We start from the raw sequence: 13304 nt of genomic DNA, 5'->3' as shown, positions 1-13304 counted from the left end.
GCACCGCTGGACGACCACGCGACGTGCGCCCTGGCCGCCGGCCGCGCGATCGCCGCCCGGCTGGCCGCCGAGGTCCCGGACTGCCCGGCGGGCATCGGCGTCGCGACGGGCGACGCGGTCGCGGGCAACGTCGGCGACCCGCGCCGCTTCGAGTACACGGTGATCGGCGACCCGGTCAACGAGGCGGCCCGCCTGACAGAGCTGGCGAAGAACGCCGACGGCCGCCTGCTGGCGTCCTGGACGGCGGTCGAGTCCGCGACGGCCGAGGAGGCCGAGTGCTGGAAGGCGACCGAGGACGTCACCCTGCGCGGCCGCAGCCGTCCCACCACACTGGCCACCCTGCGGAGCTAGCCGAAGTCCTTGCACCGGCGGGAAACCAGGGTCAGCCCTTGACGACACTCAGCGGCGCGGGCGGCGGCAGCGGTGTGCCGGCGTGCTCGGCCCGGAACGAGTTCAGCAGGTAGGCCACCAGCCGCCGCGACGCCACCCGCGTGGCTTCCCCCGCATCGGCCGCGATGCCGTCGTTGGCCATCAGCACCAGCTCCAGGTCGCTGAGCGCGAAGTCGGGCCGGAGCTTCCCCGCCGCCTTGGCGCGGCCGACCAGCTCGGCGAAGCGGCGCACCGCCCGGTCGCGTTCCGCGGAGACGTCCGTCGCGGCCGGGAACGCGGCGGCGACGGCGGCGCTGAAACCGCGGTCGCACGCCTGCATCTCCCCCACCTTCTCCACGACGGTGACGAACCCGCGCCACGGGTCCGGATCGTCCAGCGCGTCGTCCACGACGGCGACGCACGTGTCGAACTGGTGCGAGAACACCTCGCCGACCAGCGCCTCCTTCGTCGGGAAGCGGCGGTACAGCGTGGCCATGCCGACCCCCGCGTGCCGGGCGACGGCGGCCATCGGCACGTCGAGGCCCCGGCGGGCGAACAGGTCGTGGGCCACCTCGACGATGCGCTCGCGGTTGAGCCGCGCGTCCCGCCGCAGCGGCGCCGGGTGAGAAGGGTCCGCGCTCATCCTTCTCACTTTACGCCAAGTGGACAGACCTCTCCGATTGTCGGGCTACGTTGGCGGGCAACGAAAAGGAGGTCCGATGAGGACGAACGGCCAGCTGGTCGACCGCGCGGTCGAGGGGTTCAACCGCCGGGTGGTGGCGCTGCGCTCGTCACGCCGCTGGGGCGCGGCCGTGCGGCGGCACCTGACGGTCGTGACCTACACCGGACGGCGCTCGGGCCGCACTTTCAGCATCCCGGTGGGTTACCGGCGTACGGGCGACACGGTCGTGATCGGCGTCCGCATCCCCGGCAAGAAGAACTGGTGGCGCAACTTCACCGGCGAAGGCGGCCCGATCACCGTCGAGCTGGACGGCGGCGACCGCACCGGGCACGCGATCGCCCGCGAGGACCCGAAGGCGGGCGTGACGGTCACGGTGCGGCTGGAGCCGTGAATTCGGTTGCCCGGGCGGTGACCATGGACCCATGAGAGTGGTGTTCACCCGGGCGCCGGACGGAGCCCGGGCCTCCTGCGTGGTCGAGCGTGACGACGGGGTCCGCTACCAGGTCTGGCAAGGCATCGGCCGCCCGGAGCCGCCCCACGACCTGGTCCACCTCCTGGTGGAGCTGGAGCTGCGTGACGACGGCGGTTTCTGGGGGGCCGTGGCCGACGGCGCGGTGTTCGGCAGCATGGAACACCTCGGCGGACGGCGCCCACCGCACGCCCGCGACCGCTCGGCCGCCGCCATCCGCGCCCGGAAGGACCGGCTGCAGCGGGCCGAACTGCTGGCCGGTCTGGTGGAGTTCCTGGCGTCGAGCGGGATCACCGACGAACACCGGGTGACGTTGGCGGCCAAGCAGCACCTCAGCACGCTCCCGGACGCCACGGTCGACGTCCCGGCCGTGCTCGCCGCGGCCCGGAAGCTGCGGGCCGCGGCGGGCGCCTGGTCCCGTTCCCTTCCCGGCGACGAGCTCGTCGTGCACTGGCCACGGAAGGCCAGGGCGACGGCCTGACTCCGTGACCGGCGCCACTTCCACGCTCTCGTGCAACCTCCCCGGCACCGCGCGGCACCAGAGGATTGTCAGACCGCAGCGAGGCGAGAAGAAGTGAGGTGGCGCCGATGGGCGCGGTGCCCGTGGACACGGGGTTCCTGGCTGTGCAAGGTCGCCTACCTGCTCTGCGGGGACTGGCACCGGGCCGACGACCTGGTCCGGACGGCCGCCGCCTTGCTCTACACGAACTGGCACCGCGCCGCCCGGGCCGGCAACCTGGACGGCTACGCGCGCCGGACGCTGGTGAACGCCTTCCTCGCCGAGCAGCGGACGTCGTGGTGGCGGCTGGTCGACCTGCGAGCGGCCGACCACGATCCGCCGCCCGCGTCGCGCTCCGACGTCGAGACGGCGCTCGACCTGCGGGCCGCGATCGACCTGCTGCCGCCGCGGCAGCGGGCGACCGTCGTGCTCCGGTACTTCTGCGACCTGCCGGTCGGGGAGGTCGCGAAGACCCTCGGCTGTTCCGCGGGCACCGTCGAGAGCCAGACCTCCCGGGCCGTGGAACGCTGCGTGGCCTGCTGCCCACCGAGTCCCTCAGCACCCCGGAGGCAACCGCGTGACCGTCGGCGACCTGGCCGTGCGCCTGAAGGAACTGACCGAAGAACCCGCCCCGCCGATGGTGCTCGACCTCGACCGTGATCGCCGGCGGCCTGACCGCTGTGACGCTCACCCGCTCCCCCGACCCCCACGCGCCCGTCGCCCAGCCGCCGGTGGTCTCGATCGCCCCCGCACCCACCGACGACCCCCTGGTGGCCAAGGCGAGCTTCGGCTGGCTGCCCACCGCGTTCACCGGCGTCGAATACGGCGTCGGCGCGCACGGTGACTACTCGCTGGCCATCGGCCGGGGCGACCTGGCACGTCCCGGCGCGGATCGGCGACCGGACCGGCTACTGGGTCACGGCCAACCCCGGGGACCCGATCAACGGCGGTGACGCCTACCTGCGCTGGCTGACCGCGGACGGCCGCTGGGCCGAGCTGCACGGGTACTACCTCGACTTCCCGGAGGTGCGGCAGTCGCTGCTGCGCGTCGCGGGCGAAGTCACCTTCGGGAACAAGCCCGTGCCGCTGCCCCTGCACGTCAGCAGCCTGCCGCCGGGGTTCCACCTGGCCGACGGGCAGCTGTGGCGGCGGCCCGACCAGGACGGCACGCCGTGGAAGCTGCAGCTGTACTACTCGGTCAACGGCGCCACCGTGGTGATCGAGGTCGCGCCGCCCGGGGGGGTTCCCGCCGAAGAGGGGCAACCCGAAGTGCACCACGAAGAACGGGCTGAAGGCGTGCGTCACCGTCGACCGCCCGGCGGCCGCGGGGCTGGACCCGATCGGCGGCCTCCAGGGCCTGCTCGACCGGATCACCCTGCTCGGGCCCGACGAGAAGAACTGGACCACGCACGTGATCGGCTGAGCGTCAGGGTTCGGGATCCGAGCCCCGCAGGGAGCCCGGGTGCGCCTTCGCACCCGGGTCCCGGCGGGTCTTGAGCAGGCTGGCCACCGTGACCACGGCGAGGATGCCGAGGATCACGCCGAGGCTGAGCGGGGTGGGGATCTCCGGGAAGCCGTCGTCGATGTCGACGTGCGCCCAGTGCAGGATCAGCTTCACGCCGATGAACGCGAGGATCACCGCGAGCCCGGTCGAGAGGTAGACGAGCCGGTCGAGCAGCCCCTTGACGAGGAAGTACAGCGCGCGCAGGCCCAGCAGCGCGAACGCGTTGGCGGCGAACACGATGTACGGCTCGTCGGTGACGCCGAAGACCGCCGGGATCGAGTCCAGGGCGAACAGCAGGTCGACGCCGCCGATCGCGACGAGCACCACCACGAGCGGCGTCACCAGCCGCCGGCCCGCCACCTTGGTGGTCAGCCGGCCGCCGTCGTAGTCCTCCGACAGCGGCAGCACCCGGCGGGCCGTGCGGACCACGATGTTGTTCTCTACGTCGGGATCCTCGTCGCGGTGGCGGAACAGCTGCACCCCGGTGTAGATCAGCAGCAGGCCGAACAGCAGGAACATGAAGGAGAACAGGGAAAGCAGCGTGGCGCCGACCGCGATGAAGATCCCGCGCATCACCAGGGCGAGCACGATCCCGAAGGTGAGCACCTTGTGCTGGTGTTCCTCCGGGACGGCGAACGTGGTCATGATGATGACGAACACGAACAGGTTGTCGACCGACAGGCTCTTCTCGACGATGTAGCCGGCGAAGTACTCGGTGCCGAACTCGCCGCCGTGCGCCAGCGTCAGCCACACCCCGAAGACCACCGCGACGAGGATGTAGCCCACCGACCACGCCACCGCTTCGCGGAACCCGACCCGGTGCGGCCGGACCGCGGCGAGCACCAGGTCGAGGGCGAGCAGGCCGAGGATCACGGCCAGGGTGATCAGCCAGGTGCCGGCGCCGATGTCCATTCCGCTCCCCCGCTCGGGCATCCTTGCCGCGATCCTAAGGGGAAGCGCGCCACCGCGCACCCGGACTCCACTGTGGACGGTTCCGGTCAGCCTTCCGAGCGCCGGGCGTCGTACTCCTCGTTCGCGGCGAGCACGTCCGGCATCTGACCCTCGACGTCGCGGATCAGGGTGACGAGCAGGTCCGCCGTGCGGCGGCCGCGCGGGGTGAGGCTGTACTCGACCTTCGGCGGGATGGTCGGCTGCGCCTCGCGCAGCACGAAACCGTCACGTTCCAGGGCCTGCAGGGTCTGCGCCAGCATCTTCTCGCTGACGCCCGAGACACGGCGGCGCAGCGCGTTGAACCGGAACGTGCCGTCGTGGAGGGCGGCCATCGCGAGGATCCCCCACCGCCCGGTGATGTGCTCGAGCGTGGAGCGGGACGTGCACGCCTGGGCGAAGACGTCGAACAGCACTCGCCCGTGCTCGTCCACCCATTCCGGCGCTTCCGTCATACCTCTCACGGTACCGGGCGCACCGTACGATCCCCAGTGACGGTACTCACCATCGGTTTGCACTTTCTCAAAGTTAGTACACTCTCAAAGTAAGCAATCAGACTTGAGGAGCTACGCATGATCGTGGTCACCGGCGCCACCGGACACCTCGGCCGACTGGTCGTGGACGGCCTGCTCGCCAAGAACAGCCCGGTGGTCGCCGCCGTGCGCGACCCCCGCAAGGCCGAAGACCTCGCGGCCCGGGGCGCGCAGGTCCGCGAGGCCGACTACGACCGGCCCGAAACCCTCGCGGCCGCCTTCGCGGGCGCGGAGAAGGTGCTGCTGATCTCCAGCAGCACCCCCGGACAGCGGCTCTCCCAGCACGAAGCGGTCGTCAAGGCCGCCCAGGAGGCGGGCGTGCGCCACCTCGCCTACACCAGCGTCCTGGCCGCCGACACGACGAAGCTGTTCGTCGCGCCCGACCACAAGGCGACCGAGCAGCTGATCCGCGACGCGGGCATCCCGTTCACCTTCCTGCGCAACGGCTGGTACACCGAGAACTACGCCCAGACGGTGCAGCAGGCGCTGGCCACCGGATCGTTCACCGGCAGCGCCGGTGACGCCCGCCTGGGCGCGGTCCCGCGAGCCGACTACGCCGAAGCGGCCGTCGCCGTCCTGACCGCCGACGGGCACGACGGGAAGCCCTACGAGCTCGCCGGCGACACCCCGTGGAACTACACCGAGCTCGCCGCGGCGATCACCGAAGCCGCCGGAAAGCCGGTGACCTACCAGGACGTTTCCCCGGCGCGGCACCGGGAGCTGCTCGTCGCGGCGGGCCTGCCCGAGCCGGTGGCCGACATGCTCGTCGACGCCGACCGCGGCATCCGCGACGGCGAACTGGCCACCACCACGGGCGACCTGAGCACCCTGATCGGCCGTCCGACGACCCCGCTGGCCGACGCCGTCGCCGCGCTCGTCAAGAACTGAAGGCCCCTGACGGCGTGGCCCCCGGGGTCACGCCGTCAGGAAACGCTTTCATCGCACCGAGTACGCGCCCCCGTCGAGGTCCTCGACGAGGGTCGGGCCGGTGGGCGCCCAGCCGAGCAGCTCGCGCGTCTGCACGCTGGTCGCGGCGAGGTCCATGGCGAAGAAGCCGCCGATCCAGCCGTAGTGGTCCTGGACGTCTTCGGCCGCGACGGAGGCGACCGGCAGGTCGAACGCGCGGCCGATGGCCTCCGCGATCTCGCGGGTCGGCACGCCCTCCTCGGCGACAGCGTGCAGCCGGCTGCCCGCGGGCGCCTTCTCGAGGCCGAGGGTGACGAGGCGGGCGGCGTCGGCCACGTGCACGGCGGCCCAGCGGTTGGTCCCGTCGCCGGGGTAACCGGAAACGCCCTTCACGCGGGCGATCGCCGAGAGGACCGCGATGAACCCGTGGTCGCGGGTGCCGTGGACGGTCGGCGAGAACCGCAGGCTCACCGGGTGCACCCCGCGAGCCGCGAACTCGAGCGCCAGGTTTTCACTGCCGCCGCGCGGGGAGTCCGGGCCGTGGAACGGGGACGCGTCGTCCTCGGTGGCCGGCCGGCCCTGGGTGAGCGCGGCGATCCCGGAGGCCAGCAGGAACGGGCGGCCGGTCCCTTCGAGGGCTTCGCCGATCGTCTGGACGGCGGCCCGTTCGGCCGCGTTCGACACGGCCTGGTTCGCGAAGTCGTGCTTGTTCGCGAGGTGGATGACGGCGTCGGCGTCCGCCGCGCCGGCGCGGATGCCGTCCAGGTCGTCGAGGTCGCCGCGGCGGACGCGGGCGCCCTTCGCCTCGACGGCCGCGGCCGACGCGTCGGACCTGGCCAGCCCGGTGACCTCGTGGCCGCCGGCGATCAGGTCGCCGACGACGGCGGAGCCGATCCAGCCCGAGGCTCCGGTGACGAAAACGCGCATGAGGTGAGCTCCTTCGATGATGTCAGTGACTGATGTCGGTCACTGACATCGACCATACGCCCTGAAGTCAGCCGCTGTCATCACTAGACTCGGGACCATGGTGCGTTGGGAACCGGGAACCCCGGAACGGCTGCAGCGGGCCGCGCTCGAGCTGTACGCCGAGCGCGGCTTCGAAGAGACGACCGCCGCGGAGATCGCGCAGTCCGTCGGGCTGACCGAGCGCACCTTCTTCCGCCACTTCAGCGACAAGCGCGAGGTCCTCTTCCACGGCCAGCAGCTGTTCGCCCAGGCGTTCCTCGACGGGGTCGACGCCGCACCGCCGGACGCGTCCCCGCTCGAGGTCGTCGCGGCCGCGCTGCGCGCCGCGACGGTGTTCTTCCCGGACGAGCGCCGGCCGTACTCCCGCACCCGCCAGTCCGTGATCGACCGGAATCCGGCGCTGCAGGAACGGGAACTGCACAAGCTGGCCGGCCTCGCCACCACCCTCGCCGACGCGCTCCGGGCCCGCGGCGTCACCGACCCGGCGGCCACCCTCGCGGCGCAGACGGCGGTGACGGTGTTCGGGATCGCCTTCGGGCAGTGGATCCGCGAAGGCGAAGAGCGGTCACTGGCCGACATCGCCGACAGCGTGCTCGGCGAGCTGCGCACCATCAGCGCCGGGCCGCCGACGGCCTGACCGGGCGGGTCAGCCGCTCCGCGCGACAGCTCCCGCGATCAGCGTGGCGAGGCCGTGCTCCAGCGCGGGCGCCAGCTCCACGCGAAACTCGGCCAGCGCCGGGTCCAGCTCGTAAGCGGCGAGCATGCCGGCCGAGGGCCGGCACTGCGTCCACAGGCCGCCGGTCAGGATCATCGCCAGGAAGCACACCGACTTGGCTTCGTCCCCGGTCTCGGGCACGTACCGGTGGATGAGACCGGCGATCTCGTCGAGACCGACGAGGGCCGACCGCTTATAGCGCACAGCTACGTCGACGGACACGTTGTGCTCCAGGACACCCGCCTGCGCGCCGATGAGGTCGCACAGCACCGCGTGCTTCGCCAGCGAGTGGGCCACGACCGCCGCGAACCGGTCACCCCGCTCCCGGGCGGACAGGCTCAGGTCGACACCGTCGGCCAGCTCCACGGCCACTTCGGCGAGCCAGCTCCCGAGCGCCCGGTCCAGCAGTTCGAGCAGCACGGCCTCGCGGGATTCGAAGTAACGCAGCACGTTCGACTTGGCCAGCCCGACCCGGCGGCTGAGCTCGTTGAGGGTCACCTCGGCCACCGGCATCTCGTCGAGCATCCCGAGCGCCGTGTCGAGGATCGTGCGGCGCCGCTCCTCCCGCTGCTCCGCGCTGCGCGCTCGCTGGAACGTCATGCCACACAGGGTAACCGCCGGGCGCCCCAAGTTAAAGACTGGCGGTCTCTTGACAATAGACCGCCGGTTCCTTAGCGTCGAAGACATAACAGACCGCCGGTCCGCAAGGGCCGGACCCGACCAAGGGGAACCGACATGGGCAAGAACTGGACCGACCGCGACGTCCCGGACCAGACGGGCCGGGTGGCCGTCGTCACCGGGGCCAACACCGGACTCGGGTTCGAGACCGCCCGGGTGCTCGCCGAGCGCGGGGCATCGGTGGTGCTGGCCGTGCGCGACGTCGAAAAGGGCAAGCAGGCCGCGAGCCGCCTCGGCTCGGGTGCCGACGTCACCGTGCAGGAGCTGGACCTCGCGTCACTCGACTCGGTTCGCGCCGCCGCGGCCGACCTGCACGCCGCGCTGCCGAAGATCGACCTGCTGGTCAACAACGCCGGCGTGATGTACCCGCCGCGCCAGACCACCCGCGAGGGGTTCGAGCTGCAGTTCGGCACCAACCACCTCGGGCACTTCGCGTTCACCGGCCTACTGCTGGACCTACTGCTGCCGGTCCCCGGCTCGCGGGTGGTGGCGGTCGCCAGCCAGGGCCACCGCATCCGCGCCGCGATCCACTTCGACGACCTGCAGTGGGAGAACTCCTACGACCGGGTCGCGGCCTACGGGCAGTCGAAGCTCGCCAACCTGATGTTCGGCTACGAGCTGCAGCGCCGGCTCGCGCCGCACGGCACCACGGTCGCCCTCGCCGCCCACCCCGGCGTGGCCCGCACCGAGCTGATGCGCCACACCCCGGCGGCCCTGCGCGGGCTCTTCTCCGTGGCCGCTCCCCTGTTCACCCACGACTCGGCGCACGGCGCGCTGCCCCTCCTGCGGGCCGCCACCGACCCCGGCGCCCTCGGCGGCCAGTACTACGGCCCGGACGGCCTGGGCGAGTCCCGCGGGTACCCGAAGGTGGTCGCCTCCAGCCGGCAGTCCTACGACGTCGCGACCCAGCGGCGGCTGTGGACCGTCTCGGAGGAGCTCACCGGGGTGAAGTTCCCCGTCGGCTGATACACCACGAATCCGATCCGGGTGAGGGTATTTCGACCGTCATCGGTGTAACGGCGCCCGGCCTTCCCGCGACTTTCCAGTATCGCGCGGAGAAGGCTGGGGTGCCGATGACCGATCGTCGAGCTCGGCGGGTCGATGTGGCCGCTCGGCCGCGTCACGTCAGCCTAGGGGACGGGGAGGCCGAACAGGCCCCCGCGGAGGAATTCGAGTACCTCGGGATCCTCCTCGAGCGCAAGCACGACGGGGCGCCGGTCGACGAGACCTGGCTGCCGATGGGCGACGAGCCCTCCGAGGAGGACGACGAGCGGCTCATCGCCGCCCTCCACGAGGCCTGGCTGTGGACGACCGAAGCGGACCGGTTGAGCGGGACCGCCTGGTGAGCGACGCCGAAACGCGCGCCCGGATCGCGGAGCACTGGACGGCGTCCGAACGCGGGGACATCGACACCGAGCACGCGATCTACGCCGAGGACGCGATCCTGGACTACCCGCAGTCCGGGGAGCGCTTCCGGGGCCGCGCGAAGATCCGGGCGCAACGCGGCGGCCACCCGGCCGAGCGGCACTTCACGATCTCCCGGATCTCGGGCGGCGGTGACTTCTGGGTGAGCGAGTGCGTGATCACCTACGACGGCGCGGCCACCCACTCGGTGAGCGTCATGGAGTTCACCGGCGGCTTCGTGACGCACGAAACGCAGTACTTCGCCGATCCGTTCCCAGCGTCGCCCGCGCGAGCCGCGCTGGCCGAGCCGATCTCCGCCGCTTAGCCGGGCTTGCGCGCGACCAGCCGCTCGACCAACCCCAGCTTGAACCGCTCCCGCCGCTCCACCGGCAGCCCGCGGGCTTCGACCTCCTTCGACGGCCGGCGCCGGAAGTGCTCACCGGCCAGCGGCACGCTGGCCAGCTCCACCAGCCACTGCATCACCCGCACCACCCACGGCGAAGCCGCGACGTGGTCCACCAGGATCAGCCGCCCGCCGGGCCGCAGGACCCGGACCATCTCCCCCACCGCCGCCACGTGGTCCGGGATCGCGCAGAGCCCGAAGGTGCACACCACGGTGTCGAAGGACGCGTCGGCGAACGGCATCCCGTCCGCGCTGCCCTCCCGCAGCGTCACCTCGCGACCGAGCCCGCGCGCCCGTTCCCGGGCGATGTCGAGCATCCCGGCGCTCAGGTCGAGCCCGGTCAGCACGACGTCGGCGGGATAACAGGGCAGGTTCAGCCCGGTCCCGACGGCGACCTCGAGCACCTCGCCCGTCGCCTGCCCGCAGGCCCACTCCCGCGAGTCACCGAAGAGGCGGCGGTCCCAGATCCCCATCTCCGCGTCGTACGTCGCGGACTTGCGGTCCCAGTACCGGGTCCAGCGCTCCGCCTTCGTCATGCCCCCAGGGAACCACGAAACGTCGGCCTTCGGGGTCGGTGTCGAGCTGCCAGCCCGCGAGGGCCGGCGTCCGGCGGGCGCGTTCGAGGCACACCAGGTGCGTGTCGTCGGCGGGTCCGGGTCGGCGCTCGTCGTCCACGACCGGGCGGCTCTCCCTCATGGTGTCCGGCATCCGGCACCCCCGTTCCCTTGTACGGCAAGGCTTTCCACGGCCCTGATCACAGCACACGCGAGCGCGGTGCCCGGGTCTCAATCTGAGACGGTCGCGGGCACCCCGGCGAACCATCGCGCGGCCGCGCCTCGTGCTCGGCGCCGATCTCTGCGGCAGGTTGCGGCCCGGCAGCCTCGCGACCTGTACCGGCAAAACCCTCTAGCCCGGCAAGCCCTGTTTAGCTATAGTACTAGTCACCTAGTTAAATGGAGTTGCCGATGATCGAATTCCACCTGGACGCCCGGTCTGGCCTGTCGCCGTACCAGCAGCTGGTCCAGCAGGTGCGGCACGCGCTGCGGCTGGGGCTGCTGGACGAGGGAGACCAGCTCCCGAAGGTCAAGGACGTGGTCGCGGACCTCGCGATCAACCCGAACACCGTGCTCAAGGCCTACCGGGAGCTGGAGCACGACGGCCTCGTCTCGGCGCGGCCCGGCGTCGGCACGTTCGTGACCGCGACGCTCGGCAACGTTTCGTTCGCGGCGCTCGGGCCGCTGCGCCGTGACCTGAACCGCTGGCTTTCCCAGGCCCGCAAGGCCGGTCTCGACGAAGAGAGCATCGAGGCCCTGTTGATGTCCACGTTTCGCGACTCCGCAAGAGAGGACATAGCGTGACCGTCCTGCGTGCCCAGGGACTGGGCAAGAAGTACAAGCGCGAATGGGCGCTGAGCGGCTGCACGCTCGAGATCGAGGCCGGTCACGTCACCGGGCTCGTCGGCCCCAACGGCGCCGGCAAGTCGACCCTGCTGAACATCGCCTCCGGCATGCTCGAGCCGACCACCGGCACGATCGAGGTGTGCGGCGGGGTGCCCGGCTCCGGGCCGGACCAGCTGGCCAAGGTCGGGTACGTCGCCCAGAACACGCCCGTCTACCCGGGGCTGACGATCGACGAGCACCTGCGGTTCGGCGCCCACCTCAACCCGCGCTGGGACGCCGCGCTCGCGAAGAAGCGGATCGAACGGCTCGGCCTGGACCCGAAACAGCCCGCCGGCAAGCTGTCCGGCGGCCAGCGCGCCCAGCTGGCGCTCACCCTCGGCATCGCGAAACGCCCCGAGCTGCTGCTGCTCGACGAGCCGGTCGCGGCGCTGGATCCCCTGGCGCGCCGGGAGTTCCTGCAGGACCTCATGGAGACGGTCGCCGAAGACGGGCTGTCCGTCGTGATGTCCTCGCACCTGGTCAACGACCTCGAGCGGGTCTGCGACCACCTCGTCGTGCTGGTGGCCTCCCAGGTCCGGGTGATCGGCGAGGTCGACGAGCTGCTCGCCACGCACCACCGCCTGTCCGGGCCGCTGCGCGACGTCGACACGCTGCCGGCGGAGCAGCACGTCGTCTCCGCGAAGCACACCGACCGCCAGACCACGGTGCTCGTCCGCACCGAGGCGCCGATCCTCGATCCCGTGTGGACGGTCGGGCAGATCGGCCTGGAGGACCTGGTCCTCGAGTACATGAGCAACCCGTCCGCCGCCCGCCCCGCCCTGGAGGTGCTCCGATGACCTGGTTGGCCTGGCGCCAGCTCCGCGTCCCCGCCCTTACGGTGTACGCCGCACTGATCGTGATCGGCGTGCTCCTCGCGATCACCGGCCCGGAACTGGTGGGCCGCACGAACTTCTCCGACCAGGACGTGCTCTACGGCGGCACGATCCTCGTGCTCTACCTGCTGCCCGCGGCCATCGGCCTCTTCTGGGGCGCGCCGATGATCACGCGCGAGCTGGAGCACAGCACGCACAGCCTGGTCTGGAACCAGAGCATCACCCGCAAGCGGTGGCTCACGACCAAGCTCGCGGTCGGCGTGCCGGCCGCGGCGCTGGCGGCCGGGCTGCTGAGCCTCGGGGTCACGTGGTGGGCGTCCCCGATCGACACGCTCGCGGCCTCGGCGACCGACGGCGAGACGCTCTCCCGCATCTCACCGGTCGTGTTCGCCGCGCGCGGCATCGTCCCGATCGGTTACGCGGTCTTCGCGCTCGTGCTCGGTGTCGCCGTCGGGATGGTGCTGCGGCGGACCGTGGCCGCCATGGCCGTCACCCTCGTCGTGCTCGCCGCCGTGCTGATCGCGGTCCCGTTGTTCGTGCGCCCGTACCTCCTGCCCGCCGTGCAGCAGGACGTCGCGATCGCGGACTCGGACGTCACGAACATCATCGGGAACGGCTCCGGGGTCGAGGAGATCGGCGTCGCGAGCCCGCCCGGCGTCTGGTTGCTGGCGAACGAAACCGTGGACCCGGCGGGCAACGCGGTCAGCCCGCTGCCCGACTTCGTCCAGGTCTGCATGCCGCACCCGGGCCGGGACGCGGGACCGCCGGACCCGCGGGGCGTCAACGCCTGCCTGGCGCAGCTGGACACCCACGGCTACCACCAGCGCCTGACCTACCAGCCGGGCTCCCGGTTCTGGCCGCTGCAGTGGCTCGAACTCGCGTTGCTGCTCGCCATCTCGGCGCTGCTCACCTGGTTCTGCTACCGGCGCGTCCGCCACCTGTCCTGATCCCGTCGC

The 13304-nt window shown here is 71.8% G+C and carries 19 protein-coding genes; 13 read left to right on the top strand and 6 right to left on the bottom strand.

Going from position 1 to position 13304, the window contains the following annotated elements:
- Positions 1-351, top strand: a 351-nt coding sequence (locus ACGFMK_RS29985; protein WP_392770100.1) for an adenylate/guanylate cyclase domain-containing protein, incomplete at its 5' end; no start/stop codon positions are given.
- A 31-nt stretch (positions 352-382) separates the two neighbouring features.
- On the opposite strand, the gene ACGFMK_RS29980 is transcribed toward ACGFMK_RS29985, so the two are convergent.
- Positions 383-1012: a TetR/AcrR family transcriptional regulator gene (locus ACGFMK_RS29980; RefSeq protein WP_392770098.1), complete on the bottom strand. Its 630-nt coding sequence runs from the start codon at positions 1010-1012 to the stop codon at positions 383-385.
- A gap of 76 nt (positions 1013-1088) precedes the next feature.
- Here ACGFMK_RS29980 and ACGFMK_RS29975 point away from each other — a divergent pair, with 76 nt between their 5' ends.
- The 4 genes from ACGFMK_RS29975 to ACGFMK_RS29960 all read left to right on the top strand — a co-directional run bounded on the left by ACGFMK_RS29975 (position 1089) and on the right by ACGFMK_RS29960 (position 3516).
- On the top strand, positions 1089-1442 hold the full coding sequence (locus tag ACGFMK_RS29975) for a hypothetical protein (RefSeq protein WP_392770096.1): 354 nt from the start codon (positions 1089-1091) through the stop codon (positions 1440-1442).
- A 31-nt stretch (positions 1443-1473) separates the two neighbouring features.
- Positions 1474-2001, top strand: coding sequence for a hypothetical protein (locus ACGFMK_RS29970; protein ID WP_392770093.1), 528 nt, complete (start codon positions 1474-1476; stop codon positions 1999-2001).
- Between the two features lie 93 nt (positions 2002-2094).
- The gene (locus ACGFMK_RS29965; protein ID WP_392770091.1) at positions 2095-2679 is read left to right on the top strand and encodes a sigma-70 family RNA polymerase sigma factor; all 585 of its coding nucleotides are present in this window, start codon (positions 2095-2097) and stop codon (positions 2677-2679) included.
- 180 nt (positions 2680-2859) lie between these two features.
- The gene (locus ACGFMK_RS29960) at positions 2860-3516 is read left to right on the top strand and encodes a hypothetical protein (RefSeq protein ID WP_392770088.1); all 657 of its coding nucleotides are present in this window, start codon (positions 2860-2862) and stop codon (positions 3514-3516) included.
- Here ACGFMK_RS29960 and ACGFMK_RS29955 read toward each other — a convergent pair.
- Complete coding sequence (locus ACGFMK_RS29955) at positions 3446-4456, bottom strand: TerC/Alx family metal homeostasis membrane protein (RefSeq protein WP_392770086.1); 1011 nt, start codon at positions 4454-4456, stop codon at positions 3446-3448. The two genes, ACGFMK_RS29960 and ACGFMK_RS29955, sit on opposite strands and share 71 nt — an antisense overlap.
- A 65-nt stretch (positions 4457-4521) precedes the next feature.
- On the bottom strand, positions 4522-4926 hold the full coding sequence (locus tag ACGFMK_RS29950) for a winged helix-turn-helix transcriptional regulator (protein ID WP_392770082.1): 405 nt from the start codon (positions 4924-4926) through the stop codon (positions 4522-4524).
- Between the two features lie 117 nt (positions 4927-5043).
- Between ACGFMK_RS29950 and ACGFMK_RS29945 the strand changes: the two genes are divergently transcribed.
- Positions 5044-5892, top strand: coding sequence for an SDR family oxidoreductase (locus ACGFMK_RS29945; protein ID WP_392770080.1), 849 nt, complete (start codon positions 5044-5046; stop codon positions 5890-5892).
- 48 nt (positions 5893-5940) lie between these two features.
- Here the strand turns inward: ACGFMK_RS29945 and ACGFMK_RS29940 are convergent, their stop codons facing one another.
- Positions 5941-6837, bottom strand: coding sequence for an SDR family oxidoreductase (locus tag ACGFMK_RS29940; RefSeq protein ID WP_392770077.1), 897 nt, complete (start codon positions 6835-6837; stop codon positions 5941-5943).
- 97 nt (positions 6838-6934) lie between these two features.
- Between ACGFMK_RS29940 and ACGFMK_RS29935 the strand changes: the two genes are divergently transcribed.
- A complete protein-coding gene (locus ACGFMK_RS29935) occupies positions 6935-7513 on the top strand; it encodes a TetR family transcriptional regulator (protein WP_392770075.1) in 579 nt (192 codons plus the stop codon).
- 9 nt (positions 7514-7522) lie between these two features.
- Here ACGFMK_RS29935 and ACGFMK_RS29930 read toward each other — a convergent pair whose 3' ends face one another.
- On the bottom strand, positions 7523-8191 hold the full coding sequence (locus ACGFMK_RS29930) for a TetR family transcriptional regulator (protein WP_392770072.1): 669 nt from the start codon (positions 8189-8191) through the stop codon (positions 7523-7525).
- A gap of 135 nt (positions 8192-8326) precedes the next feature.
- Here ACGFMK_RS29930 and ACGFMK_RS29925 point away from each other — a divergent pair, with 135 nt between their 5' ends.
- The 3 genes from ACGFMK_RS29925 (at position 8327) to ACGFMK_RS29915 (ending at position 9998) form a co-directional block, all read left to right on the top strand.
- A complete protein-coding gene (locus ACGFMK_RS29925; protein WP_392770069.1) occupies positions 8327-9235 on the top strand; it encodes an SDR family NAD(P)-dependent oxidoreductase in 909 nt (302 codons plus the stop codon).
- 107 nt (positions 9236-9342) lie between these two features.
- Entirely contained in the window at positions 9343-9615 is a 273-nt protein-coding gene (locus ACGFMK_RS29920) for a hypothetical protein (RefSeq protein WP_392770067.1), read from the top strand.
- Complete coding sequence (locus ACGFMK_RS29915; RefSeq protein WP_392770065.1) at positions 9612-9998, top strand: nuclear transport factor 2 family protein; 387 nt, start codon at positions 9612-9614, stop codon at positions 9996-9998. Before ACGFMK_RS29920 ends, ACGFMK_RS29915 begins: the two co-directional genes overlap by 4 nt.
- Here the strand turns inward: ACGFMK_RS29915 and ACGFMK_RS29910 are convergent.
- Positions 9995-10612 carry a class I SAM-dependent methyltransferase gene (locus ACGFMK_RS29910; protein WP_392770062.1) on the bottom strand — a complete coding sequence of 206 codons (618 nt, stop codon included), beginning with the start codon at positions 10610-10612 and terminating at the stop codon, positions 9995-9997. The genes ACGFMK_RS29915 and ACGFMK_RS29910 overlap by 4 nt on opposite strands.
- Before the next feature lie 429 nt (positions 10613-11041).
- Between ACGFMK_RS29910 and ACGFMK_RS29905 the strand changes: the two genes are divergently transcribed.
- Genes ACGFMK_RS29905 through ACGFMK_RS29895 form a run of 3 tightly spaced genes read left to right on the top strand, consistent with a single transcriptional unit; the run spans position 11042 to position 13295 of the window.
- Complete coding sequence (locus tag ACGFMK_RS29905) at positions 11042-11434, top strand: GntR family transcriptional regulator (protein ID WP_392770057.1); 393 nt, start codon at positions 11042-11044, stop codon at positions 11432-11434.
- Complete coding sequence (locus ACGFMK_RS29900) at positions 11431-12312, top strand: ABC transporter ATP-binding protein (RefSeq protein WP_392770056.1); 882 nt, start codon at positions 11431-11433, stop codon at positions 12310-12312. Before ACGFMK_RS29905 ends, ACGFMK_RS29900 begins: the two co-directional genes overlap by 4 nt.
- Positions 12309-13295, top strand: a complete 987-nt coding sequence (locus ACGFMK_RS29895; protein WP_392770054.1) for a transporter — start codon at positions 12309-12311, stop codon at positions 13293-13295. Before ACGFMK_RS29900 ends, ACGFMK_RS29895 begins: the two co-directional genes overlap by 4 nt.
- Positions 13296-13304 lie beyond the last annotated feature (9 nt).

Origin of the sequence: Amycolatopsis sp. NPDC049252 (assembly GCF_043197175.1) — a bacterium.
GTDB lineage: Bacteria > Actinomycetota > Actinomycetes > Mycobacteriales > Pseudonocardiaceae > Amycolatopsis.
Note: the sequence above shows the minus strand (reverse complement) of the source record. Positions and strands in the feature narration are given on the sequence as shown.